Below are 22,552 nucleotides of genomic sequence, written 5' to 3'. Positions count from 1 at the left end.
GCCGCTCGTTCCTCGCGGCGGCTACTCGATGAGCGGGGCGGGCGGCGCGGCCGAGGTCAGATCGGGGGAGCGGGGGTGACGATGCCGTCCTCGGCGTCGGCGGCCTCGATGGCCTCGCGGCTGATGCCGAGGAGGTACATGATCGTGTCGAGGTAGGGGACGTTCACCGAGGTGTCGGCGGCCTCGCGCACGACAGGCCGGGCGTTGTAGGCGATGCCGAGCCCGGCGGCTTCCAGCATGTCGAGGTCGTTGGCGCCGTCGCCGATCGCGACGGTCGCGGCGGCGGCCACGCCCGCCCGAGCCGCGAACTCGCGCAGGGCCTGGGCCTTGCCGGCGCGGTCGACCACGTCGCCGACGAGCTCTCCGGTGAGCCGACCGTCGACGATCTCCAGCGTGTTGGCGCGCGAGAAGTGGATGCCGAGGTCGGCAGCCAGGCGGTTGGTGATCTGGCTGAAGCCGCCCGAGACGATCGCGAAGCGGTAGCCGAGGCGGCCGAGCGTGCGCACGAGGGTGCGGGCGCCGGGGTTGACCACGATCTCGCCGTACACCTTGTCGATGACCGCGGCGTCGAGCCCGGCGAGGAGCCGTACGCGCGCTCGCAGCGAGGTCTCGAAGTCCAGCTCGCCACGCATCGCCGACTCGGTGACGGCGGCGACCTCGGTCGCGACCTCGGGGCCGGCGTGCGCCGCGAGCATCTCGATGACCTCGCCCTGGATGAGCGTGGAGTCGACGTCCATGACGATCAGCCGGACGCCGTGGCGGAGGAGGGTGGCCGGCTGGACGGCGACGTCGACGGAGAGGTCGGCCGCCTCCCGGGCGAGCTGCCCGCGCAGTGCGAGCGGGTCCGCACCGGAGACGTCGAGCTCGATCGCGGTGACCGGGTAGCGCGCCATCCGCTCGATCCGGTCGATGTTGCCGCCGAGGTCGGCGATGCGCCCGGCGATCGCGGCCATGGCCGACGCCTTGAGGGGCGAGCCGATGACGGTCACGTGCGAGCGGCCGTCGCGGCGCGCCTTGTTGTCGCCGCTGCCCTGCTCGATCTCCACGGTCATGCCGAGGTCGCCGGCGACGCCCTCGACGGCGCGGCGCAGCCGCTTCACGTCGTGGGGTGCGGTGACGAGCACACCGAGCACCAGCCGGCGGCGGAGGAGGATCTGCTCGAGGTCGATGACGCTGACCCCGGCCTGGGCGAGGGCACCGAGGATCGCGGAGGTCACTCCGGGTCGGTCCTTGCCCGTGAGCGTGATCAGCAGCGTGTCAGCAGGTCTGGTCATGTCGCGTCGAGGCTAGCCGCTCCGCTCAGTCCTCGGGCCAACCGTCCGGTGAACAGGCGGCCGTCAGGGCGTGCCGCGCTGTCGTGCCGAGCGGCTGGAGCGCTGCGCGCCGTGCGGCGATCTCCCCGGCGCTGACCGCCCCGCCCTCGCTGTCGAGCGCCAGGTCCACGACCGCCATCAGGTGCAGGGCCCGCCGCGCGACGTCGACGGCCCGTGGGGGCACTCCCGGCGGAGCAGTGAGCGGTGCGCCCGCTCGCAGGTCGTGGAGTGCGTCGGCGACCTCGGGACGCCACGAGGCGACGTCGAGGCGGGCGAGGTCGTTGGCGGCGTCGAGCAGCGTGCGGCGCAGGGTGCGGTCGGCCTCACCGAGGTCAGGAGGCATCCGCCGGCGGGCGGGGTACGGCGTCCACTCGACCGCCTGCCCGACGGCGACCGGCACCCAGCCCGTGCCCGGCTCGGTGCGGACGCCGAGGGCGACCACGGCCTCGCCGGCGTCGGTGGCGGCCGTCGAGAAGGAGACCGGTCCCGCCAGCCCGACGGGGTCGCCCGGGGCCGGGAAGGCTGCACCGAACCCGGTCGCGCCGGCGCGGCGGACCTCCGCGGTGGCCTCGAGCAGGGAGTGCGGTCCCTCCGGCCCGCCGAAGACGTGGGCCGTGTCGTCGGCGAGCACGCCCTCGACGTACGCATCGGGGTCGACCCGACCGCGCAGGAAAGCGGTGCCCCACCACGCCCACCGCGCGGCCACCGGCATCTCGGTCGTCACGCCGCGCGACCCTATGCCACGCACTGCCCGCAGCGCAGGTGCGGCGCATGCCGACCTTCCGAGGTAAGGGCTGCCTCAGTTCTATAGGGTGATCGCATGTCCGCTGTCCTGGAGCTCGCCGAGGTGACCGTCCGCCGGGGCGACGCAGTCCTGCTCGACCGCGTGACCTGGGTCGTCAAGGACGGCGAGCGGTGGGTGGTGCTCGGCTCCAACGGGGCAGGCAAGACGACCCTGCTGCAGATCGCGGCCGCGCAGATGTACCCGACCTCGGGCGCCGTCGGCGTGCTCGGTGAGCTGATGGGCACGGTCGACGTCTTCGAGCTGCGACCGCGCATCGGCCTGACGAGCGCGGCGCTCGCCGAGCGGATCCCGCGCGACGAGAAGGTCAGCGACGTGGTGGTGTCGGCGTCGTACGCCGTCGTCGGCCGCTGGCGCGAGGTGTACGACGACCTCGACCACGACCGCGCGCGGTCCCTCCTGCGCGAGCTGCGCGCGGAGAAGCTCGCCGACCGCACGTTCGGCACGCTGAGCGAGGGCGAGCGCAAGCGGGTCCAGATCGCTCGCGCACTGATGTCCGACCCCGAGCTGCTGCTGCTCGACGAGCCGGCGGCCGGCCTCGACCTGGGCGGCCGTGAGGACCTGGTGTCGACGCTGTCGGTGCTCGCCTACGACCCGAGCTCGCCGGCGACCGTGCTCGTCTCGCACCACGTCGAGGAGATCCCGCCGGGCTTCACCCACGTGCTGATGCTGCGCGAGGGCCGGGTCGTCGCGGGCGGACCCATCGAGCACACGCTGACGCCCGAGGCGCTGTCGGCGACCTTCGGCATGCCGCTCGTGCTCGAGCACCACGAGGGTCGCTACTCAGCGCGGCGCCGCCTGCACCGCGGATGAGCCCCCTCGAGCTCGCCGCGATCCTGCTGGCCGGCGTGTGGGCCGGGATGATCAACACGGTCGTCGGATCGGGCACCCTCATCACCTTTCCGACGCTGCTGGCCCTCGGCGTGCCTCCCGTCACGGCCAACATCACCAACAACATCGGGCTGGTGCCCGGCTCGGTGGCCGGGGCGATCGGCTACCGGCGGGAGCTGGAGGGCCAGCGCAGCCGGACCCTGCGACTCCTCGTCGCCTCGGTGTCCGGCGGTGTCGTCGGGGCCTGCCTGCTGCTGGTGCTCCCGCCGGGCGCGTTCGAGGCCGTCGTGCCCGCCCTGATCCTGCTCGGCGTCGTCCTCGTCGTGCTGCAGCCGCGGCTCTCGAGGCTCGTGGCGGCGCGGGCGGAGGCGCGCGCGGAGGCCGGGGAGGCCGAGCGCCGCGACGTCCCGTGGTGGGCGTGGGTCGGCACCCTCCTCACCGGCGTCTACGGCGGCTACTTCGGCGCTGCGCAGGGCGTGCTGCTCATCTCGCTGCTCGGCATCGGCATCAACGACACGCTGCAGCGCCTCAACGGGCTCAAGAACATCCTCGCGGCCGCCGTCAACGGCGTCGCGACCGTCATCTTCGTCCTCGTCGCCGAGCTCGGCCTCTTCGGCAGCGACGCGGACATCGACTGGTTGGTGGCCGTGGTGCTCGGCATCGGCGCCGTCGTCGGGGGATTCCTCGGCGCGTCGATCGGCCGGAGGCTCCCGCCCGTCGCGCTGCGCGCGATCATCGTCGTCGTCGGTGTCGTGGCGGTGACCACGATGCTGCTCACCTGACCCGCAACGCCGGAGCCACTGACACAATGCGCGCCATGAGGGAGAGCCGATGACCATGCCACCGTGGGGCGAGGAGCCGCAGGAGCAGGCCCCGCCGCCCCCGCCGCCCCCGTCGTCGCCCTACGGACAGGGGTCGGCCCCCTACGGGCAGCCCGCGTCGCCGTACCAGCCCTACGGCGCGCCGTCGCCGTACTCCGGCTACCCCACCCCGCCGCAGACCAACGGGCTCGCGATCGCGTCGCTCATCGTCAGCATCGCGAGCATCCCGGTCTGCTGCGGCCTGGCCGGCATCGTCGGCGCGATCCTCGGCCACGTGGCGCGCAAGCAGATCCGCACCCAGCCCAACCAGACCGGTGAGGGCATGGCGCTCGGCGGCATCATCGTCGGCTGGATCGCGTTCGGCCTGTCCCTGGTCGGGATCGCGTTCTACGTCGTCGCGATCATCATCGGCATCTCAGCCAGCGACGACGCCGACAACTGCCACACCGACAGCGACGGCTACTACGTCTGCATCAACTGACGCGGTCAGCCGCGTGCGTCCTTGAGCGCCTGCGCGCCGGAGCCGACAGCACCGAGCGCGACGACCGTGAGCAGCACGCCGGCGAGCTTCGGGACGTCCTTGCGCACGAGGCCGATCGCACCGGTGGCGGCGTCGCCCCCGTCGACGGCCATCCCGGCCACGATCATGGTCTGACGCGCGGGGCCCTTCGCCATGAGGGTCAGCGTGCCGAGGGCGATCTCGCGCACCCCGAACATCCGCTCGAAGTAACCCAGGTGCGGGTTGGCCTGGGGCGAGAGCCCGAACAGCCGCGCGGTGAGCTTCGGCGAGACGATCGAGCCGATGCCGATGATGATGCGGCCGAAGGAGAGGCCGGTCACAGGATCCATGGGGCGACCCTAGAGGACGTATGCCGACAACCAGCGCTGGATCTCCGTGTAGGCGCGTTCGCGCGCCTCGGGCCGGGAGAGGACGACGTCGTGCTTCGCGCCGGGTACGGCGACCGACGTGACGTGGCTGCCCAGCGAGCTCGCCCACCGGCGGATCTGGGTGACGTCGAGCACGATGTCGGAGCTGTGGGCGCGCTCGTCGAGGGTCCGCGTGAAGGCCGTGCGGTCCGACGACAGCACCAGGATCGGGCACCGGACGTCGAGACCGCGGTGCACCTGGGCGTGGCCGGCGCGGATGGCGCGCAGCCAGCCGAACCGCACGGGGAAGGACTCCACCGGCTTCCAGGTCAGGTCGAAGGGCCACTCGCCGTCGTGGTCGAGGTGCAGGCTCTTGGCGTAGACGCCGCTCACCTCGCGGGTCAGGACCCGCATCGGCTGCAGGCGTCCCAGCTGGCCCAGCGCCAGGGTGGCCGCGGGGGAGCGCAGCCACGCCGGCCCCTGGAGGTCGAGCCACGGGGAGTTGAGCACCATGCCGGCCAGCGCCTCCGGCTGGCGGGCGTTGGCCCACAGCGCCACGACCAGGCCGCCCGTCGAGTGGGCGCTGATCACCACCTCGCTGTGACCGTCGCGCTCGGTGATCCGCTCCCAGGCAAGGTCGAGCTCGGCGAAGTAGTCCGCCAGGTCGGCCACGTAGGTGGGCGTCTGGTGCGGCCGGATGGAGCGTCCGTACTTGCGCAGGTCCAGGGCGTACATGTCGTGCTCGCGTTCGAGCCACCACTCGCCGTACGCGACATGGAAGAAGTAGTCCGCGAACCCGTGCACGTGGAGCACGGCGCGGGTCGTCGGCGCCTCGGCCGAGCGGCTGACGAGGGTCGCGACGACCTCGCCCTCCTCGTCCGGCGGCAGGGCGATGGTCTCGGCCTGCCAGGGCTCCCCGAGGACGTCGGTCGCGAGTGCCGCGACGGGCACGACGGTCTCGTCGGTCATGGGGAAAGTGTGCCCGATCGATCGCGGCTCACCATCGCCGGCGCATGCTGCGCACGGCCGCACGGATGCCGAGGCCGAGCAGGAAGAAGCGCAGCGAGTGGAAGCCGACCGCGCCGGCTTCGGGGACCACGCAGACGACGGCGAGGGCAGCCACCAGCAGCACGGTCACCACGTCCCAGCCCGTGACGAAGGTGCGGTGCCGCCGTCGCCACAGCTCGCGGAGCACGCCCGAGGGCAGGTGTCGGGCTACGGAGAAGGCGTAACCGCTGCAGCCCAGCAGGGTCACCGCGAGGATCGCGTACGTCGTGGGGCCGGTGCCGTGGGCGGACGGCTCATCCCCACCGACGGTGGTCACCACCACCGCGACGACCAGGCCGACCCCGAGAGCCAGCCAGACCCGGACGAACAGGGCCGGGAGGAAGGCATCGAGGTTGTCGTGGACCACCTGGCTCTGCGGGTCGGCCCGGAGAGCCGCGAGGAAGCCGCGGGTCTGTCTGCCGAGACGCAGACCGCCGTCGAGGACGGCCAGGTTGTTGCGAGCGGCGGAGTGGCCCGGGGCGAGCTCGAGGGCCCGGAGGTAGGCGGCGCGGGCGAGCTCGTCCTCGCCCTCCTTGGCGTGCACCAGGCCGAGGACGTTGTGCGCGTCGGGCTGGTCGGGTGCGAGCTCGACGGCACGCTGTGCGGCCTGGAGGGCGTCGTGCAGGTGACCGGCAGCGTCGACACCGGCCTGTGCGCGCTGCATGTGTGCCTGCCAGCTGAACGGCGCACGCCGGACCGCCTCGGCCGCGGCCGCGAGCGCCTCCTGCGGCCGGTCCGCTCGAACGAGCGCGATGGAGCGGAGCCGGTGGCCCCATTCGTCGTCGGGAGCGAGCTTCACCAGCCGGGAGGCCGCCGCCAGCGCGCCGGGTGCGTCGCCGAGCCCGAGCAGCGCGCGGGCGAGCAGTCCGTGCAGCTCAGCGGTGTCGGGGTCGCGGGCGATCGCGGCCTGCAGCTCGGACCGTGCGTCGGCGAAACGGCCGACCTCGAGCAGCCGGCTGATCCGCTCCGACGCTGCGTCCATCAGCGGTTCTGGCGCTGCACGTAGGTCGCGATGCTCACGATGATCAGCCCGAGGAACAGCGGACGCAGCATGTGGATCCCGAGCTCGCCGGCGCCGGGCACGACGCACACGGCGGCGACGGCGGCCACCAGGACAGCGGTCGCGACCATGTCCCACCACGCGAGGAAGCTGCGGCGCTGCCGCCGCCACAGCTCGCGGAGCACGCGCGAGGGCAGGTGCCGCACGAGCGAGGCGACGTAGCCGCCGCAGCCGAGCAGGAGCAGGGCGAGGATCGCGTACGACGCCGGGCCGGGGTCGGACTCGTCGGGAGAGTCCCCGTGGATCGTCACCAGCAGTGCGACGACCAGGCCCGCACCGAACGCCAGCCAGATGCGGAGGAACAGCGTCGGGAGGAAGATCTCGAGGTTCTGCTGGACGACCTGGCTCTGCGGGTCGGCGCGGAGCGCGGCGAGGAAGCCGCGGGTCTGCCTGCCGAGGCGCAGCCCCCCGTCGAGGACGGCCAGGTTGTTGCGGGCGGCGGCGTGGTCCGGGGCGAGCTGGAGCGTGCGGAGGTAGGCGGCGCGCGCGAGCTCGTCCTCGCGACGCTGCGCGTGCACCAGACCGAGGACGTGGTGGGCGTTGGGCTCGTTGGGCGCGAGCTCGACGGCGCGCTGGGCGGCGGAGAGGGCGTCGAGCAGACGGCCGTAGACGTCGAGGGCGGCGTTGGCGTACTGCAGGTGCGTCTGCCAGCTGGAGGGCGAGAGCCGGACCGCCTCGCCCGCCGCGGCGAGCGCCTCGTGCGGTCGGCCGGTCTGCTTGAGCGCGACCGAGCAGAGGCGGTGGCCCCAGTCGTCGTCGGGGTCGAGCTGCACCAACCGGGAGGCCGCCCGCAGCGCTCCCGGGGCATCGCCGAGCCCGAGCAGGGCGCGGGCGAGCAGCCCGTGCAGCTCGGCCGCGTCCGGGTCGCGGGCGATCGCGGCCTCCAGCTCGGACCGGGCCTCGGCGAAGCGGTCGACCTCGATGAGGTGGCGGACCCGCGCGAGGCTCGCGGCGCCCTCCGGGCTCACAGCTTGCGGTTCTTCCGGAGGTAGGCGGCGAGGTCGTCGTAGGTGCCGTCCTCGTTGGCGAAGAGAGCGACGTTGCGCGCGGTCTCGAACCACGCCGTCACCGACGGCCGGATGTCCCGCAGGGCGGTCTCGATGTCGAGCTGGGAGATCATGCGGGGCTCGTCGAGATCGATCGACTCCATCAGGGCCAGCTCCGAGGCGGAGTCGCACGCGTGCGCGATGTCGGCGCCGGAGTAGCCCTCGGTGAGCTTGGCGAGGCGCTTGAGGTCGATGCCGGCCACCGGCCGCTCGGAGAGGTGGTAGCGCCAGATCGCCACCCGGGCGTCCCTGTCGGGCGGCAGGACGAGCAGCGTGCGGTCGAGGCGTCCCGGACGGCGCAGCGCTGCGTCGACGTCCCACGGGTGGTTGGTCGCGGCGAGGACGAACAGCCCGGCGTTGTCGGAGGCGACGCTGTCCAGCTCGAGCAGCAGCTGGTTGACGGCGCTGCGCATGCCGTCGGAGCTGAGCCGGCTGCGCTTGTGGCCGATGGCGTCGACCTCGTCGAGGAAGAGCACGCAGGGTGCGCTCGCGCGAGCCACCTCGAAGAGCTCGTGGACGTTCTTCTCGCTGTTGCCGATCCACATGTCGAGGATCTGGGCCATCGAGACGGTCAGGAACTGGGCGCCGATCTCACCGGCGAGGGCGCGCGCGATGAAGGTCTTTCCGCAGCCGGGCGGGCCGTAGAGCATCAGGCCGCCCCGCAGCGACTTGCCGTACATCTTGCGCAGCTTCTCGTTGCGCATCGGGGCGAGGAACGCCGCGTTGAGGCGCTTCTTGACGTCGTCCATGCCACCGACGTCGGCCAGCGTGAGGGCGCTCTGCTCGACGTCGTACGCCGCCACCTCCGACTGTCCGGCGCTCGAGTCCGCGAACATCGGTGGCACCCGGTCGCCCAGGTCGCTCTCGGCCCGGCGCCAGTCGAACCCCGCGCCATCCCCGGCATGCTCGTCGGACGCGCCGTCCTCGGGCACCTGCTCGGGTGCGGGCGGCGCGGCAGGAACCCCCAGGGCGCGCGACATCAGCGCGCGGGCCGCGTCGGAGCCGGGGTCCTGGCTCAGGACCTGGGCCAGGTGCTCGACCGCGGCGCTCCCGTCTCCGGCGCCGACGAGCAGGGTCGCGAGGTGCAGCCGAAGCGTCGTGTCGTCGGGTGCGGCAGCCACCGCACGGCGCAGGCTCTCGATCAGCGGGTCCTCGGTCACCGGGTGAGCCTACGGCGCGCGCCCCCTCGGTCCGACGGGTTTCCAGGGCGCGCCTCTAGGGTGAGGGAGTGGACGAGGCATTCCTGAGCGGGCTGCGCGACCTGCTCCAGGAGCAGTGCCGGATACCGGACCTCCCGGACGGGTGGACCATCACGTCGGCGATGCTGGCCGCGCAGGGCTTCGAGTACGGCGGCGACTTCTTCGTGGCCGACCTGGTGCCCACCGAGACCGGTCGCGACCAGCTCACGATGGTGCTCGTCGACGTGTGCGGGAAGGGTGCCACGGCGCTCCCGGAGGCGGTGCAGTTCGCCGGGGCCCTGCGCGGCCTGCTGGGAGGACTGCCCGAGTCGGAGGTGCTGAGGGGCGCCAACGGCTACCTGCAGCGGCAGCCGTCCGACGAGTGCATCGCGACCGCGGCGCAGGTCTCCATCGACCTCGTCAACGGCCACTACCGGATCCGCAGCGCCGGCCACCCGCCCGTGCTGCGGTGGGTCGGCACCGACCGCGCCCTCGTCGTCGACAACGCGCGGGGGACCGCACTGGGTGTCGTGGAGGACCCCGAGCTCGGGATGAGCACGGGCGTCCTCGCTCCCGGCGACGCGTTGGTGTTCTACACCGACGGGGTGGTCGAGCGGCACGACTCCGACCTCGACACCGGCATCTCCTGGCTCCTCTACGCCGCCCGGACGGCGCTCACGACGGGACGCCTGGCCGACGTGCCGGGACGGATCATGACCCAGGTCTCCCAGGGCGACGACGATCGCGCGGTCCTCGTGCTCGCCCGGGAATAGCACCGCACCACCCCCGGTTGTGCTCATTGGTTGCCATGTCAACTAGCATGGCGACGACGAGGACAGAGGAGGATGGGCACCATGCAGATCGGCATCTTCACCGTCGGCGACGTGACGACCGACCCGACGACGGGCCGGACGCCGACCGAGCACGAGCGGATCAAGGCGACCGTCGCCATCGCCAAGAAGGCCGAGGAGATCGGCCTCGACGTCTTCGCGACGGGGGAGCACCACAACCCGCCGTTCATCGCCTCCGCCCCGACCACCACGCTCGCCTACATCGGCGCCCAGACCGAGCGCATCATCCTGTCGACCGCGACCACGCTGATCACCACCACCGACCCGGTGCTGATCGCGGAGAACTACGCGAAGCTGCAGCACCTCACCGACGGCCGGGTCGACCTGATGATGGGTCGCGGGAACACCGGCCCGGTCTACCCGTGGTTCGGCAAGGACATCCGCCAGGGCATCAACCTGGCCATCGAGAACTACGCGCTCCTGCACCGGCTCTGGCGTGAGGACGTCGTGGACTGGGAGGGCCGGTTCCGCACCCCGCTGCACGGCTTCACCTCCACCCCGCGTCCGCTCGACGGCGCCCCGCCGTTCGTCTGGCACGGATCGATCCGCAGCCCCGAGATCGCCGAGCAGGCGGCCTACTACGGCGACGGGTTCTTCCACAACCACATCTTCTGGCCGGCCACCCACACCGAGCAGATGGTCCGGCTCTACCGCGAGCGGTTCGAGCACTACGGCCACGGCCCCGCCGACACTGCGATCGTCGGCCTCGGCGGCCAGTTCTTCATGAGGCGCAACAGCCAGGACGCGGTCAACGAGTTCCGTCCCTACTTCGACAACGCGCCGGTCTACGGCCACGGGCCCTCCCTGGAGGACTTCACCGAGCAGACGCCGCTGACCGTCGGCTCCCCCCAGCAGGTGCTCGAGCGCACGCTGTCGTTCCGTGACTACGCCGGCCACTACCAGCGCCAGCTGTTCCTGGTGGACCACGCCGGACTCCCGCTGAAGACCGTGCTCGAGCAGCTCGACCTGCTCGGCGAGATCCTTCCGGAGATGAGGAAGGGCTTCGCCGAGGGACGCCCCGCCCACATCCCGGAAGCCCCCACCCACGCCTCGCTGGTGGACGCAGCGGGCGGTGCGCACGACGCCACCGTCTACGCCGAGGCCGACGCCGTCACCGGAAGGAGCGACCGATGAAGCGGATCGTCGTCATCGCGGCGGGCCTCAGCGTCCCGTCCTCGACCCGGCTGCTGGCCGACCTGATCGGCGACGCCGCCGAGCGGGCGGTCGAGGCGCGGGGTGCCGAGGTGGAGGTCGAGGTCGTCGAGCTGCGCCCGCTGGCGCACGCGCTCGCCGACCACCTGCTGACCGGCTTCCCCGGCCAGGAGCTCGCGGCCGTGATCGACCGGGTCCACCGCGCGGACGGGCTCGTCGTCGTCACGCCGGTCTTCGCGGCGTCGTACTCCGGGCTCTTCAAGACGTTCTTCGACGTGCTCGACAAGGACGCGCTCGACGGCAAGCCGGTGCTGATCGCCGCGACGGCCGGGACCGCCCGCCACTCGCTGGTGCTCGACCACGCGCTGCGGCCGCTGTTCGCCTACCTGCGCGCCGTCGTGGTGCCGACCGGCGTCTTCGCCGCGACCGACGACTTCGGCGGCAGCGACGGACTCCTCCAGAAGCGCGTCGACCGCGCGGCCGCCGAGCTGGCCGCGCTGGTCGCCGGAGGCGAGGGTCGTACGACGCCCGCGCCCCCCGCGCCGGTCGCGGTGACGCCGTTCGAGCAGCTGCTCCGCGAGGCCGGCGGGGACTCCGTCCGCTGATCAGTGCGGTGAGGCGTGCTCGCGCGGCGCGACGCCCTTCGCGAGATCCTCGGGCATCGGCTCGTAGTGGGAGAACGCGCGGCTGAACGTGCCCGCACCGTGGGAGGACGCCCGCAGGTCGATCGCGTAGCGGACCAGCTCGCGCTGGGGCACGTGCGCCTTCACGAGGGCCCGGTCGCCGACCTGGTCCGTGCCGAGCAGACGCCCGCGCTTGGAGGACAGGTCGCTCATCACCCCACCGACGAGGTCGTCGCTGACGAGCACCGAGACCTCGTCGTAGGGCTCCAGCAGGCAGATGCCGGCCTGGTCGGCCGCCTCGCGGAGCGCGAGCGCCGCAGCGGTCTGGAACGCCATGTCGGAGGAGTCGACGCTGTGCGCCTTGCCGTCGGTGAGCGTCACGCGGATGTCGACGACGGGATAGCCGAGCCGGCAGCCGCGCTGCATCTGCGCGCGCAGGCCCTTCTCCACCGACGGGATGAAGTTGCGGGGCACGGAGCCGCCGACCACCTTGTCGACGAACTCGAAGCCGGAGCCCTCGGGCAGCGGCTCGACCTCGATGTCGCAGACGGCGTACTGGCCGTGGCCGCCGGACTGCTTCACGTGGCGGCCGTGGCCCTTGGCCCTGGCCACGAAGCACTCGCGGAGCGGGATGACGAGGTCGCGCTGCTCCACGGAGACGCCGTAGCGCTCCTCAAGGCGGTGGAGCGCGACCTCGGCGTGCGCCTCGCCCATCGCCCAGATGACGAGCTGGCCGGTCTCGGGGTCGTGGTGCACGCGCAGGCTGGGGTCCTCCGCGGCCAACCGGGTGAGCGCGCCCGAGAGCTTGTCCTCGTCGGAGCGCGTCGCCGCCTCGATGGCGATCGGGAGCAGCGGGTCGGGCAGCGACCACGGGCGCAGCACGCGCGGGGCACCGGGGGAGGAGAGCGTGTCGCCGGTCTCGGCCCGGGAGAGGCGTCCGACGATCGCGATGTCGCCCGCGGTCACGCGCGGGGCCACCACCTGGCCGGTGCCGAGCGGGAAGCCGAGCGACCCGATGCGCTCGTCCTCGTCGTGGTCCTCGTGACCTTGCGCGCCGAAGCTCGAGAAGTGTCCCGAGACGTGCACCGACACGTCCGGGTCGAGGGTGCCGGAGAAGACGCGTACGACGCTGACCCGCCCCAGGTAGGGGTCGCTGGTCGTCTTCACCACCTCGGCGACCAGCGGGCCGTCCGGGTCGCACGCGACCGCGGCGGCCGCGCGCCCCTCCGGGGTGAACACCTCGGGCGGCACGTGCTCCGGCGGGGACGGGAAGGCCCGCACGCACAGGTCGAGCAGCTCGGGCAGGCCGACCCCGGTCTGGGCGCAGACCGGCACCACCGGGAAGAAGTTCGCGCGCGAGATCGCCGTCTCCAGGTCGTCGACGAGCAGCTTCTCGTCGATCTGCTCGCCGCCGAGGTAGCGGTCCATCAGCGTCTCGTCCTCGGACTCCTCGATGATCGCCTCGATCAGCTCTCCGCGCCGGGGGTCGTCGAGCGCACCGGTGACGAGCCCGATGACCGCGCCGTCGCGGACGACGTGGACGGGCAGCACCTTCTCGCCGAAGGAGTCCTGTGCCTGGCGCAGCACCCCGTCGTGGTCGGCCCGGGGGTGGTCGAGCTTGGTGACCACGACGGCCCGTGGCATGGCCACGGCGGCGCACTCGCGCCACAGCTCACGGGTCGTGTCGTCGACACCCTCGTTGGCCGCGATCACGAAGAGCGCGCAGTCGGCGGCCCGCAGGCCGGCCCGCACCTCGCCGACGAAGTCGGCGTAGCCCGGGGTGTCGACGAGGTTGACCTTGGTGCCCTCGACGACCACCGGAGCGACCGCGAGCGACACGGACCGTCCCTCGCCGAGCGTCACGTGCGTGAGCGCCTCGACCAGGGTGGTCTTGCCGGACTGGGTGGGCCCGACCAGCACCACGTTGCGGATCCGGTCGGGCCCGGGCGCCGCGAGGTCCTGGTCGCTGGCCTTTCGGGGGGTCTTGTCGGCCATGGGACTACGTAACTCCCCTGGGCCGTAGACCACAAGAGGCGAGCGGACCGGGCGTCGCGCCGCTACCCGGCAGGTGTGTAGACCACCGGCACGTCCTGCACGCACCCCGGCAGGTCGTCCAGCGGCGCCTTCCTCGTGGTGGTCACGAAGACGACCGAGCCCTTGCCGTCGAGCTCGCGGACGCCGTACCCGCTCACCCAGCGCTCGTCGGCGTAGCGCCGCGCGAAGGCACGTTGGGCGAGCCTGGCCAGGTGCTCGGACGTCGGCGAGCAGGCCGGAGGCGGGTCGGACCCGGTCGCGGGGTCATCGTCGTCGAGGAGCGACGTCGCGCCGTACCATCCCGCGCCGACGACCAGCAGGACGCCGAGCAGCAGGGTGATCCGGGCGAGCCATCTCCGCACCTGGCATCCCTCAGTGCTGGTAGGTGCCCATGACGATGCCGCGGCCGAGCGTCTTGAAGGCGAGGTTGAAGCTCACGACGGCGGGGCTTGCGTCGCCGTCGACACCGAGCTCGGCCTCCTTCACCGCGTGCACGACGAAGTAGTAGCGGTGCACCTGGTCGCCCTCGGGCGGCGCCGCGCCGGCGAAGTCGCGGGTGCTGAAGTCGTTGCGGACGTGGAAGGCGCCGCCCGGCAGCGAGTCGTCACCCGCACCCGCCCCGGTGTCGAGGCTGGTCACGTCGGCCGGGATGTCGACGACCACCCAGTGCCAGAAGCCGCTCGGCGTCGGCGCGTCGGGGTCGAAGCAGGTCACGACGTAGCTCTGCGTGCCCTCGGGGCCTGGCTCCCAGGACAGCTGCGGGGAGGTGTTGCCGGCGGAGTAGACCTGGTCCTCCTTCAGCGGCTGCCCGTCGGCGACGTCGGCGCTGGTGACGCCGAACGAAGGTACGGCGGGCAGCAGCTCGTAGGGGTCGGGCGTGACCGGACGGTCCAGGGACATGGAAGCTCCTTCGAGACGGAGGCACAGGAGGCGGACGCCTTCGAATCTAGTCCGGCAGGTGGGTCGTTGACAGGGGCGCAACACGGCCCGTCGATGATGGAGCCATGGATTTTCCGCCGTATCCCTCGGGTCTTCGCCTCGCCGGGCGGCGCGTGCTGGTGGTCGGAGGTGGCTCCGTCGCCCAGCGTCGGGTGCCGCACCTGATCGCGGCGGGCGCGGACGTGCACGTCGTCTCGCCGGAGGTGACGCCCGCGATCGAGGGGCTGGTCGGGTCGGCTGAGGTCACCTGGCACCGTCGCGGGTTCGAGGACGCCGACCTCGACGGCGCCTGGTACGTCATCGCGGTCACCGACGACGTCGCCGTCAACGACCGGGTCAGCGCGCTGGCCGAGGAACAGCGGGTGTTCTGCGTCCGGTCCGACGACGGGACCCAGGGGACCGCGTGGACCCCGGCCGTCGGCCGGCACGGGGGAGTGACGGTCGCCGTGCTCGGCAACCGCGAGCCGCGGCGCTCGGCAGCGCTGCGCAACGAGATCGTCGAAGCCCTCCGCGAGGGCCGGATCGCCGCGCCGGAGCACCACGACCGCACGCCGGGCGTGGTCCTGGTCGGTGGTGGTCCGGGCGACCCCGGCCTGATGTCGATCGCCGGTCACCGCGCGCTGATGGAGGCCGACGTGGTCGTCGCCGACCGGCTCGCCCCGCGCGAGGTGCTCGGCGAGCTGCCGGCGGACGTCGAGCTGGTCGACGTCGCCAAGCTGCCCCGCGGTCGCAGCGCGCAGCAGGAGGAGATCAACCGGGTCATCGTCGAGCGTGCGCTCGAGGGCAAGCGCGTGGTGCGCTTCAAGGGCGGCGACAACTTCGTCTTCGGCCGCGGCTACGAGGAGATCATCGCGTGCCGCGCGGCCGGGGTGCCGGTGACCGTGATCCCCGGACTGACGAGCCCGGTCGCCGTACCGGCCATCGCCGGGATCCCGGTGACCCACCGCGGCGTGACCCACGAGTTCACCGTCGTGTCGGGCCACCTGCCGCCCGGTCACCCGGAGTCGCTCGTCGACTACGACGCGCTCGCCCGGATGCGCGGGACCGTCGTGCTGATGATGGCCGTCGAGAACTCCCCTGAGATCGCGAAGGCGCTGCTCGCCGGTGGTCGCGAGCCGGGCACCCCCGTCGCGGTGGTGTGCGACGGCACCATGCCGACCCAGCGCACCGTGCTCGCGACGCTGAGCACGCTGGGTGCCACGGTCGCCTCGGAGAAGGTCCAGCCCCCGGCGATCATCGTGGTGGGCGAGGTCGTCCGGGTGGCCTTCCCCGACGCGTTCCCCGACGCGGCGCCCACGACGGCCGGGGCGGCCGCGGTCGCCGATGGCTGAGCTGGTCGAGATCTCCGCGGGCGACGACCCGCGCCTCGCGGACTACCGCGACCTGCGCGACGTCCAGCTCCGCAAGCACCTCGAGGCCGAGCAGGGACTCTTCCTCGCGGAGGGGGAGAAGGTCGTCCGGCGCGCGGTCGAGGGCGGTTTCCCCGTCCGCTCCTTCCTCATGGCACCGCGCTGGCTCGACGGCCTCGCCGACGTGCTGGCCACGACCGACGCGCCCTGCTACGTGGTGCCCGAGGCCTTGGCCGAGGAGGTCACCGGCTTCCACGTGCACCGCGGTGCTCTCGCCTCCCTCGTACGACGGCCGCTCCCGTCGGTCTCAGAGGTGCTCGACGGCGCACGCTCGGTGGTGGTGCTGGAGGACGTCGTCGACCACACCAACGTCGGGGCCATCCTGCGCAGCGCCGCCGCGCTCGGCTTCGACGCGGCGCTGCTGGCCCCGCGCTGCGCGGACCCGCTCTACCGCCGGGCGATCAAGGTGGGGATGGGCGCCGTCTTCAGCCTGCCGTGGACCCGGCTGCCCGACTGGCACGACGCCCTCCCGGCCCTGTCGGCCGCGGGGTTCACGACCGTGGCGCTGACCCTGGCCGCCGACGCCCGGCCGCTCGAGGAGTCCGTCGCCGGCCTCGACAAGGTCGCGCTCGTGCTCGGCTCGGAAGGACACGGCCTGTCCGCTCGGTGGGAGCAGGCCGCCGACCGGCGCGCGATCATCCCCATGGAAGCAGGGATCGACTCGCTCAACGTCGCGGCCGCATCGGCCGTCGCCTGCTACGTCACCGCGCGCCGGTGACGACGGCGGTAACGATCAGGACAGCTGACCTGCCTGACGCTGCCACCGCGTCGTGCAACGTGTTTCAATGACGCCGTGAGATCTGGGGGGTCGCGCGCGGCGCGCGCATCACATCGGGGCCGGTTGGTGCAGACCGGCCTCCACCTGACGTTCCGGCCCGTGGGAGCCGTGCTCCCGGGCAACCTGGCGGGCGCCGCGGTGATCCGGCTCGTGCTCGGCGCCGCCTGCTACGCCGGCCTCCACCCGCGGCTGCCGTCGACCCCGGTCGACACCGAGGGCGGGGCGGGCACCGTGCGCGGCGAGTGGGTCGGTGCGGTCCCGGCTCCGGGGGATCCGGTGCTGCTCTACCTGCACGGCAGCGCCTACGTCGCGTGCTCGCCGGCCACCCACCGCGGCCTGGTCTCCGAGCTGTGCCGCCGCCTCGACCGCGCCGCCTTTGCCGTGCGCTACCGACGTGCCCCCGAGTTCCGGTTCCCCTCCGCGCACCTCGACGTGCTGGCGGCGTACCTCTGGCTCCTCGACCGTGGCCACGACGCCCGCGACATCACCGTCATGGGCGACTCCGCCGGCGGTCACCTTGCGCTCGCGCTGCTCGGCGAGCTGCGCCGGCTCGAGGTGCCCATGCCGGGAGCGGTCGTCGGCTTCTCGCCGGTCGTCGACCTGACCTACGAGCTGTTCGGCAAGCCGCCGGAGAACCCGAGGGACGGTTTCGTCAGCCGCGACACCGCGCGCCGGGTGCTGGCCGTCTACACCCACGGCGCCGACCCCGCCGACCCCCGTCTCGACGTGATCCAGGTCGTCGGCGCGGACCTGCCGCCGATGCTCCTCCAGGTCGGCGAGCACGAGCACCTGCGGGCGCACGCCGAGGGATTCGCCCGCGCGCAGCGCGAGGCGGGCGGCGAGTGCGAGGTCCAGGTGTGGCCCGGCCTCTTCCACGTCTTCCAGATGATCCGCCCGGTACCGGAGTCGGGACGCGCGCTCGACGAGGTCGCCCGTTTCGTCGCGCGCGTCGAGGCGGCGCAGGAGCGGGTCTCCGGAGCGGCCGCCTCCTGAGCCCGCCCTACACGGGCTGGTCGAGGAACTGCAGCACCGCGCGGACGCGCGGGTTCTGGCTGGTGCTCCGGTCGATGCCGAGCTTGTCGAAGATCCGGCCGACGTGCGCCTCGACGGTGCGAGGACTGACCACCAGCTCCGAGGCGATGCCGTCGTTGGACAGGCCTTGCGCCATCAACCGGAGCACGTCGTTCTCGCGGTCCGTCAGGCTGCGCAGCGGGGTCGAGGCGTCGGCCATCAGCTGCGCGACGACCCCCGGGTCCACCGCCTGGCCGCCCGTCGCGACCCGGTGGAGCGCCTCGGCGAAGCTCGGCAGGTCCCCGACCCGGTCCTTGAGCAGGTAGCCGCGCCCGGACTCGTGGTTGTCAAGGAGGCGCAGGACGTAGTCGGGCTCGAGGTACTGGGACAGCACCATCACACCGACCGACGGGAAGCTCTTGGCGATCGCCGAGGCCGTGGTGATGCCCTCGGTGGTGAAGGACGGGGGCATCCGGATGTCGACGATCACCGCGTCGACCGGGGTGGCCGCGAGCAGCGCCAGGAGCTCGGCGCCGTCGGCGACCTGCCCGGCCACGACGAAGCCGAGGTCACCGAGGACGCGCACCAGGCCCTCGCGGAACAGCACGGAGTCCTCGGCGATCGCCACCGAGACCGGCCGGCGCGAGACCAGTCCGCGGATCACCGCGGCGCTCAGCTCCTCCTTCGGCACGAACCCCACGACCGGCGCCGCCTCGATCCGCTCGCTGTAGGCGGTCCGGCTGCGGCTGGAGGTGACGATGACCGACGGCGGGGACGGCAGCTCGGCGAGCCGGCGCGCGACCTCGAACCCGTCCGGGCCGTCGCCCAGGTGCACGTCGAGGAGGACCAGGTCGGGGTGGGTCGCCGCGGCGGCGGCCAGTGCCTCGGTGCCGTCGCCGACGTCGGCGACCACCTCGAACCCGTCGGTCTCCAGGACCGAGCGCAGGTACTCGCGGAACTGCGCGTGGTCATCGACGATCAGCACGGTCACGACGGACACTGTCCCACGCGGCGTCGCCCACGGGATCCGTGGAATTACGGTCAGCGGCCCCCGGGCGGTGTGAGAATCGCGCCGATGTCGAGCAGCGCCGCGCCGCAGGTGGAGGCGGGGGCATCCGGCCGGGTGACCATGCGGCTGGACGCTTTCGTCGCTCGGGCGCGCGCGGCGATGGGCCAGTGGTACTTCCACGGCCTCCTGATCTCGACCGGCATCTTCGTCTCGTGGGTGTCGACGCCGTACCAGAACCTCACGCAGGTGCCGTTCTGGACGCACGGCTTCGGGCAGTGGCGGTACGTCGGTGTTTTCGGCCTGCTGGCGTTCGTGTCGGCGCCGCTGATGCTGGCTCTTGTGCTCTACCCGCGGCACCGCTCGCTCGTGGCGCACCTGCGCGGGCGGGAGGCCGATCCGGTCGAGGTCTGGCGCGACTGCGTGACGCGGCTCCCGATCTCGGCGGCCGTCGTCTCCTCGGTCTGGAGCGGGTTCACGATCGGGCTCGGCCTGGTCTACGTCGGCCGGCGGGAGCACTTCACCGCGACGACGTACGTCGGTGCCTACTCCTCCGAGGCGCTCGTCACGGTGGGCGTCGCCGCGTTCTACCTCATGATCTACGAGGTCGCCCTGCTGCCGATCGCGCGCGAGGTCGCCCTCCAGCTGCCACCGGACTTCGCGGACACGGCGGTCATGTCCGCTCGCCGCCGCCTGGTCTTCCTCAACACGGCGATCATCTTCACCGTCGGCTGCCAGGCGGCCGGGCTCGCCATGGGCTTCTCCCAGGCCGGGCGCCCGCTCGTCGTGGCCGTGGTGACCCTCGGACTGGTCTGCACCTACGTCGGCGCCCAGCTGGCGTTGGTCGCGTCGAGCGTCTCCCGCCGCGTCGCCGAGCTCTCCGACGCGCTCAACGCGGTCGCGAGCGGCCGGCACGCCGTCCGGATCCGCCCCAGCTCGGGGGACGAGTTCGACGCTGTCGGACGTTCGTTCAACCGCATGGTCGACCTGCTCGACGACCACGCCCAGGAGCTGCGGCGGTCGCGGTCGCGCCTGATCGAGGTCGCGGACGCGACGCGCCGGCTGATCGAGCGCGACCTGCACGACGGTGCCCAGCAGAACCTCGCGCTGGTGAGCATGCAGCTGGGCCAGCTGGAGTCGGGCTGCCGCGCCGAGCCCGAGGCCGCCGAACGGGTCCACGCGATCCGCGCCGAGCTCAGCGAGGTGGTCGCCGAGATGCGGGCGCTCGCGCACGGGATCTACCCCGCCAGCCTGGAGGCCGAGGGTCTGACCTCCGCGCTGCGGGCCGCGGCGAGGGAGTCGGAGGTCATGGTGAGCCTCGACGTCGCGGTCCGGAAGCGGTGGGACCACGCGGTCGAGTCGGCCGTCTACTTCTGCTGCTGGGAGGTCCTGCAGCGGGTCGGGCAGGTCGAGTCCGACGACCTGACGGTGCGCATCGGACTGACCGAGGACGGCGGGACGGGCCTGGTCGACATCCGCGTCCAGCCGGCGCTCCCCGAGGAGCACGGCGCCGACCTCGAGCAGTACCTCCAGGACCGGCTCGGCGCCGTCGGAGGCACGGTGGCGACGACGCCCGACGACCACGGCGTCGCCTATCACGCGGACGTGCCGACGTGCTGACGGTGACCTCGGAGGAGCCGCACTGGCTCGACCGGCTCTACGAGCGGTCCTACCGTCGGTTGGGGAAGAGGTACGTCGAGGCGTGGCTGCTCCTCAGCGCGAGCGGCATCCTGCTCCTCGCCTGGCCGACGCAGTTCTGGACGCTGCACCCGCTCTGGGGACCGGGTGGGGACGCGGTGCGGCCGTTCCTCGTGACGATGGCCTGCGGGCTGCTGATCACGCTGGTCCTGATGCCGTGGATCGCGCTCGGACCGTTCCGCCCGATCGTGCGGTTCCTCCGCGGGGAGGAGGTGGACCCGCGCGAGGTCTGGCACGCCGCCGTACGACGGGTCCCGCGGGTGAGCGCCACCTGCACGGCCGCCTACTGCTTCGCCGGCAACATCCCGTGCCTGATCGAGGTCGGTCGCTCCCGCGACTTCACGCTCGGCGACTACGTCAGCGGGTGGCTCGTCGCGTCGATCATCACCTCGGCCGCTGGGTTCTTCTTCGTGCTCATCTGGGAGGTGGCGTTCCGGCCGGTCCTCCGCGAGCTGCAGCCGTTGCTCCCGCCGGATTTCGCGCCCGGACGCAGCTGGCTCACGCTCAGTCGCCGAAGTGCGCTCGCCTCGGCGTCCGCGATGGCGTACACGGGCGCCGCGGTGTCGAGCCTGGTGTCGGCGACCGCCGACCGGGAGGTGGCGCTCGGCATCGCCGTGCTGGCGACGATCGGGTCCGCGGTCAGCTTCGGCGGGATCATCACCGGCCTGGTGTCGCACTCGATCTTCATGCGGGTGTCCGAGCTGACCCTGGCACTGGACCGCATCGGGCGGCGCGAGCACAGCATCCGGGTGGCCGTGCGGGCCGGCGACGAGCTCGACGAGGCGGCGATGAGCCTGAACCGGATGGCCGAGCGCATCGAGGCCGACGAGGACGCCGTCCGGGCGTCCCGCGCGCGGCTCGCCTCGATCGCCGACGGCGAGCGGCAGCGGATGGAGCGCGACCTCCGCCGGCGGGTGATGGTGCGTCTCCAGCGCGTCGCCGACGAGGTCGGGCAGGTGGAGGAGCAGCTCGCCCAGCGCTCCGAGCTGCACCGGCTGTGCGGCACCGTGCGCGCCACCGTCGCGGCTGCCGAGGAGGAGATCCAGCGGCTCTCGGCCGGCGTCTACCCGGCGGAGCTCACCGCGTCCGGTCTGGAGGCGGCCCTGGCCGCGACGGCCGCCCGGACCGCCATCCCCACCGAGCTGCGCGCGGCCGGGGTCGGCCGCTTCGACCACACCAGGGAGTCGTCGGTCTACTTCTGTTGCAACGAGGCGCTCCAGAACGCCGCCAAGCACGCCGGCGCCGGCGCCACCGCGGAGGTGCGCCTGTCCCGCGACGACGCGCGGATCTACTTCGAGGTGGCCGACGACGGTCACGGCTTCGACCTCGGCGGCCGCGGTCGTGGCCTGGAGAACATGCGCGACCGGATCAGGGCGGTCGGGGGCGACGTCACCATCGTCTCGGCCGCGGACGGTCACGGCACGTCGGTGAGCGGGTGGGTGCCGGCCTGACCGACGCCTAGGTGGGCCACTCCGGGGGGTAGTCAGCGGCGGCGGCGTCGTGCAGCTTCCGGAGTTTCTTGCGGCTGCGCGTTGAGAGCCGGTCGCCGAAGACCGTGCCGCGGGTGTGGTCGGTCTCGTGCTGGAGGCACCGCGCGAGCAGCCCGTCGCCCTCGAACGACACCGGCTCGCCGTCGAGCCCGAAGCCGGTCACGGAGGCGAAGGCAGGTCGGGGGCAGGGGCAGAACGCCCCCGGGTAGGACAGGCAGCCCTCGTCGCCGTCATCGAGCTCGCGGCCCCGCGCCTCGGGCACGCTGACCTCCGGGTTGCAGACCACGCCGACGTAGCGCTCGCCCGCCTCGTCGGGGCAGTCGAAGACGAAGAGGGCGAGATCGACGCCGACCTGGCAGGCCGCGAGCCCGACGCCGTCGGCGGCGTACATCGTGGCCACCATGTCGGCCGCGAGGGCGCGGAGCTCGTCGTCGTACGCCGTCACCTGCTGCTGCGGGCGGTGCATGACGTCGGTGCCCCATCGCGTGATGGGGCGGACGGTGCCGCCGCGGGGGAGCGGGCCGTGCGGGGCGTGCACTGAGTCGTCGGGGCGGGAGGCCGGCATGAGCAGCAACCCTAGAGGGGCCGCTGTGACG

At 72.8% G+C, this 22,552-nt stretch carries 23 protein-coding genes; 11 read left to right on the top strand and 12 right to left on the bottom strand.

Features of this window, described 5'->3' with window-relative positions; genetic code table 11:
* Positions 1-56: 56 nt before the first annotated feature.
* Together serB and ACAX67_RS17840 are read right to left on the bottom strand one after the other, a co-directional pair.
* Positions 57-1,274, bottom strand: coding sequence for a phosphoserine phosphatase SerB (serB, locus tag ACAX67_RS17845; protein WP_370705229.1), 1,218 nt, complete (start codon positions 1,272-1,274; stop codon positions 57-59).
* A 25-nt stretch (positions 1,275-1,299) separates the two neighbouring features.
* On the bottom strand, positions 1,300-2,037 hold the full coding sequence (locus ACAX67_RS17840; protein WP_370705228.1) for an Rv1486c family protein: 738 nt from the start codon (positions 2,035-2,037) through the stop codon (positions 1,300-1,302).
* 96 nt (positions 2,038-2,133) lie between these two features.
* Between ACAX67_RS17840 and ACAX67_RS17835 the strand changes: the two genes are divergently transcribed.
* Genes ACAX67_RS17835 through ACAX67_RS17825 form a run of 3 tightly spaced genes read left to right on the top strand, consistent with a single transcriptional unit; the run spans position 2,134 to position 4,248 of the window.
* Positions 2,134-2,928 carry an ABC transporter ATP-binding protein gene (locus tag ACAX67_RS17835; protein WP_370705227.1) on the top strand — a complete coding sequence of 265 codons (795 nt, stop codon included), beginning with the start codon at positions 2,134-2,136 and terminating at the stop codon, positions 2,926-2,928.
* Positions 2,925-3,728, top strand: coding sequence for a sulfite exporter TauE/SafE family protein (locus tag ACAX67_RS17830; RefSeq protein ID WP_370705226.1), 804 nt, complete (start codon positions 2,925-2,927; stop codon positions 3,726-3,728). Before ACAX67_RS17835 ends, ACAX67_RS17830 begins: the two co-directional genes overlap by 4 nt.
* 49 nt (positions 3,729-3,777) lie before the next feature.
* Complete coding sequence (locus tag ACAX67_RS17825; protein ID WP_370705225.1) at positions 3,778-4,248, top strand: DUF4190 domain-containing protein; 471 nt, start codon at positions 3,778-3,780, stop codon at positions 4,246-4,248.
* A gap of 5 nt (positions 4,249-4,253) precedes the next feature.
* On the opposite strand, the gene ACAX67_RS17820 is transcribed toward ACAX67_RS17825, so the two are convergent.
* Genes ACAX67_RS17820 through ACAX67_RS17800 form a run of 5 tightly spaced genes read right to left on the bottom strand, consistent with a single transcriptional unit; the run spans position 4,254 to position 8,947 of the window.
* Positions 4,254-4,616 (bottom strand): DUF4267 domain-containing protein, encoded by a 363-nt coding sequence (locus tag ACAX67_RS17820; protein ID WP_370705224.1) that lies wholly within the window; start codon positions 4,614-4,616, stop codon positions 4,254-4,256.
* A 9-nt stretch (positions 4,617-4,625) separates the two neighbouring features.
* Positions 4,626-5,603 carry an alpha/beta hydrolase gene (locus tag ACAX67_RS17815; RefSeq protein ID WP_370705223.1) on the bottom strand — a complete coding sequence of 326 codons (978 nt, stop codon included), beginning with the start codon at positions 5,601-5,603 and terminating at the stop codon, positions 4,626-4,628.
* Between the two features lie 28 nt (positions 5,604-5,631).
* Entirely contained in the window at positions 5,632-6,663 is a 1,032-nt protein-coding gene (locus ACAX67_RS17810; protein WP_370705222.1) for a tetratricopeptide repeat protein, read from the bottom strand.
* A complete protein-coding gene (locus ACAX67_RS17805; protein WP_370705221.1) occupies positions 6,663-7,709 on the bottom strand; it encodes a tetratricopeptide repeat protein in 1,047 nt (348 codons plus the stop codon). Before ACAX67_RS17805 ends, ACAX67_RS17810 begins: the two co-directional genes overlap by 1 nt.
* The gene (locus tag ACAX67_RS17800) at positions 7,706-8,947 is read right to left on the bottom strand and encodes a tetratricopeptide repeat protein (protein WP_370705220.1); all 1,242 of its coding nucleotides are present in this window, start codon (positions 8,945-8,947) and stop codon (positions 7,706-7,708) included. Before ACAX67_RS17800 ends, ACAX67_RS17805 begins: the two co-directional genes overlap by 4 nt.
* Before the next feature lie 68 nt (positions 8,948-9,015).
* Here ACAX67_RS17800 and ACAX67_RS17795 point away from each other — a divergent pair, with 68 nt between their 5' ends.
* The 3 genes from ACAX67_RS17795 (at position 9,016) to ACAX67_RS17785 (ending at position 11,573) form a co-directional block, all read left to right on the top strand.
* Positions 9,016-9,738: a PP2C family protein-serine/threonine phosphatase gene (locus ACAX67_RS17795; RefSeq protein ID WP_370705219.1), complete on the top strand. Its 723-nt coding sequence runs from the start codon at positions 9,016-9,018 to the stop codon at positions 9,736-9,738.
* An 81-nt stretch (positions 9,739-9,819) separates the two neighbouring features.
* Positions 9,820-10,950, top strand: a complete 1,131-nt coding sequence (locus ACAX67_RS17790; protein ID WP_370705218.1) for an LLM class flavin-dependent oxidoreductase — start codon at positions 9,820-9,822, stop codon at positions 10,948-10,950.
* A complete protein-coding gene (locus ACAX67_RS17785) occupies positions 10,947-11,573 on the top strand; it encodes a CE1759 family FMN reductase (protein WP_370705217.1) in 627 nt (208 codons plus the stop codon). The genes ACAX67_RS17790 and ACAX67_RS17785 overlap by 4 nt, the downstream gene beginning before the upstream one ends.
* On the opposite strand, the gene ACAX67_RS17780 is transcribed toward ACAX67_RS17785, so the two are convergent.
* From ACAX67_RS17780 to ACAX67_RS17770, 3 genes are all read right to left on the bottom strand, one after another.
* Positions 11,574-13,586: an elongation factor G gene (locus ACAX67_RS17780; RefSeq protein ID WP_370705216.1), complete on the bottom strand. Its 2,013-nt coding sequence runs from the start codon at positions 13,584-13,586 to the stop codon at positions 11,574-11,576. It lies immediately after the preceding gene.
* Between the two features lie 62 nt (positions 13,587-13,648).
* Complete coding sequence (locus ACAX67_RS17775) at positions 13,649-13,987, bottom strand: hypothetical protein (protein WP_370705215.1); 339 nt, start codon at positions 13,985-13,987, stop codon at positions 13,649-13,651.
* Positions 13,988-13,997: 10 nt separating this feature from the next.
* Entirely contained in the window at positions 13,998-14,525 is a 528-nt protein-coding gene (locus ACAX67_RS17770; RefSeq protein WP_370705214.1) for a YbhB/YbcL family Raf kinase inhibitor-like protein, read from the bottom strand.
* 104 nt (positions 14,526-14,629) lie between these two features.
* Between ACAX67_RS17770 and cobA the strand changes: the two genes are divergently transcribed.
* From cobA to ACAX67_RS17755, 3 genes are all read left to right on the top strand, one after another.
* The gene (gene cobA / locus ACAX67_RS17765; RefSeq protein WP_370705213.1) at positions 14,630-15,895 is read left to right on the top strand and encodes a uroporphyrinogen-III C-methyltransferase; all 1,266 of its coding nucleotides are present in this window, start codon (positions 14,630-14,632) and stop codon (positions 15,893-15,895) included.
* Positions 15,888-16,691: a TrmH family RNA methyltransferase gene (locus ACAX67_RS17760; RefSeq protein ID WP_370705212.1), complete on the top strand. Its 804-nt coding sequence runs from the start codon at positions 15,888-15,890 to the stop codon at positions 16,689-16,691. The genes cobA and ACAX67_RS17760 overlap by 8 nt, the downstream gene beginning before the upstream one ends.
* A 159-nt stretch (positions 16,692-16,850) precedes the next feature.
* A complete protein-coding gene (locus ACAX67_RS17755) occupies positions 16,851-17,744 on the top strand; it encodes an alpha/beta hydrolase (RefSeq protein ID WP_370705211.1) in 894 nt (297 codons plus the stop codon).
* Positions 17,745-17,751: 7 nt separating this feature from the next.
* Here the strand turns inward: ACAX67_RS17755 and ACAX67_RS17750 are convergent, their stop codons facing one another.
* Entirely contained in the window at positions 17,752-18,753 is a 1,002-nt protein-coding gene (locus ACAX67_RS17750) for a response regulator (RefSeq protein WP_370705210.1), read from the bottom strand.
* An 84-nt stretch (positions 18,754-18,837) separates the two neighbouring features.
* On the opposite strand from ACAX67_RS17750, the gene ACAX67_RS17745 reads away from it, so the two are divergent.
* Positions 18,838-20,388, top strand: a complete 1,551-nt coding sequence (locus ACAX67_RS17745; protein WP_370705209.1) for a sensor histidine kinase — start codon at positions 18,838-18,840, stop codon at positions 20,386-20,388.
* Positions 20,382-21,917: a sensor histidine kinase gene (locus ACAX67_RS17740; protein WP_370705208.1), complete on the top strand. Its 1,536-nt coding sequence runs from the start codon at positions 20,382-20,384 to the stop codon at positions 21,915-21,917. The genes ACAX67_RS17745 and ACAX67_RS17740 overlap by 7 nt, the downstream gene beginning before the upstream one ends.
* Before the next feature lie 7 nt (positions 21,918-21,924).
* Here ACAX67_RS17740 and def read toward each other — a convergent pair whose 3' ends face one another.
* Positions 21,925-22,521, bottom strand: a complete 597-nt coding sequence (gene def, locus ACAX67_RS17735; RefSeq protein WP_370705207.1) for a peptide deformylase — start codon at positions 22,519-22,521, stop codon at positions 21,925-21,927.
* Between the last annotated feature and the right edge of the window lie 31 nt (positions 22,522-22,552).

It is taken from the genome of Nocardioides candidus (assembly GCF_041321175.1).
Taxonomy (GTDB): domain Bacteria; phylum Actinomycetota; class Actinomycetes; order Propionibacteriales; family Nocardioidaceae; genus Nocardioides.
This window is presented reverse-complemented; position numbering and strand designations above follow the sequence as displayed.

What these genes read in the sequence shown, in the direction of transcription:
- ACAX67_RS17810 (WP_370705222.1), bottom strand. Translation starts at nt 6,663, where the DNA reads ATGGACGCAGCGTCGGAGCGGATCAGCCGGCTGCTCGAGGTCGGCCGT.
- ACAX67_RS17820 (WP_370705224.1), bottom strand. Translation starts at nt 4,616, where the DNA reads ATGGATCCTGTGACCGGCCTCTCCTTCGGCCGCATCATCATCGGCATC.
- ACAX67_RS17815 (WP_370705223.1), bottom strand. Translation starts at nt 5,603, where the DNA reads ATGACCGACGAGACCGTCGTGCCCGTCGCGGCACTCGCGACCGACGTC.
- ACAX67_RS17825 (WP_370705225.1), top strand. Translation starts at nt 3,778, where the DNA reads ATGACCATGCCACCGTGGGGCGAGGAGCCGCAGGAGCAGGCCCCGCCG.
- ACAX67_RS17780 (WP_370705216.1), bottom strand. Translation starts at nt 13,586, where the DNA reads ATGGCCGACAAGACCCCCCGAAAGGCCAGCGACCAGGACCTCGCGGCG.
- ACAX67_RS17830 (WP_370705226.1), top strand. Translation starts at nt 2,925, where the DNA reads ATGAGCCCCCTCGAGCTCGCCGCGATCCTGCTGGCCGGCGTGTGGGCC.
- def (WP_370705207.1), bottom strand. Translation starts at nt 22,521, where the DNA reads ATGCCGGCCTCCCGCCCCGACGACTCAGTGCACGCCCCGCACGGCCCG.
- ACAX67_RS17760 (WP_370705212.1), top strand. Translation starts at nt 15,888, where the DNA reads ATGGCTGAGCTGGTCGAGATCTCCGCGGGCGACGACCCGCGCCTCGCG.
- ACAX67_RS17770 (WP_370705214.1), bottom strand. Translation starts at nt 14,525, where the DNA reads ATGTCCCTGGACCGTCCGGTCACGCCCGACCCCTACGAGCTGCTGCCC.
- ACAX67_RS17835 (WP_370705227.1), top strand. Translation starts at nt 2,134, where the DNA reads ATGTCCGCTGTCCTGGAGCTCGCCGAGGTGACCGTCCGCCGGGGCGAC.
- cobA (WP_370705213.1), top strand. Translation starts at nt 14,630, where the DNA reads ATGGATTTTCCGCCGTATCCCTCGGGTCTTCGCCTCGCCGGGCGGCGC.
- ACAX67_RS17790 (WP_370705218.1), top strand. Translation starts at nt 9,820, where the DNA reads ATGCAGATCGGCATCTTCACCGTCGGCGACGTGACGACCGACCCGACG.
- serB (WP_370705229.1), bottom strand. Translation starts at nt 1,274, where the DNA reads ATGACCAGACCTGCTGACACGCTGCTGATCACGCTCACGGGCAAGGAC.
- ACAX67_RS17745 (WP_370705209.1), top strand. Translation starts at nt 18,838, where the DNA reads ATGTCGAGCAGCGCCGCGCCGCAGGTGGAGGCGGGGGCATCCGGCCGG.
- ACAX67_RS17785 (WP_370705217.1), top strand. Translation starts at nt 10,947, where the DNA reads ATGAAGCGGATCGTCGTCATCGCGGCGGGCCTCAGCGTCCCGTCCTCG.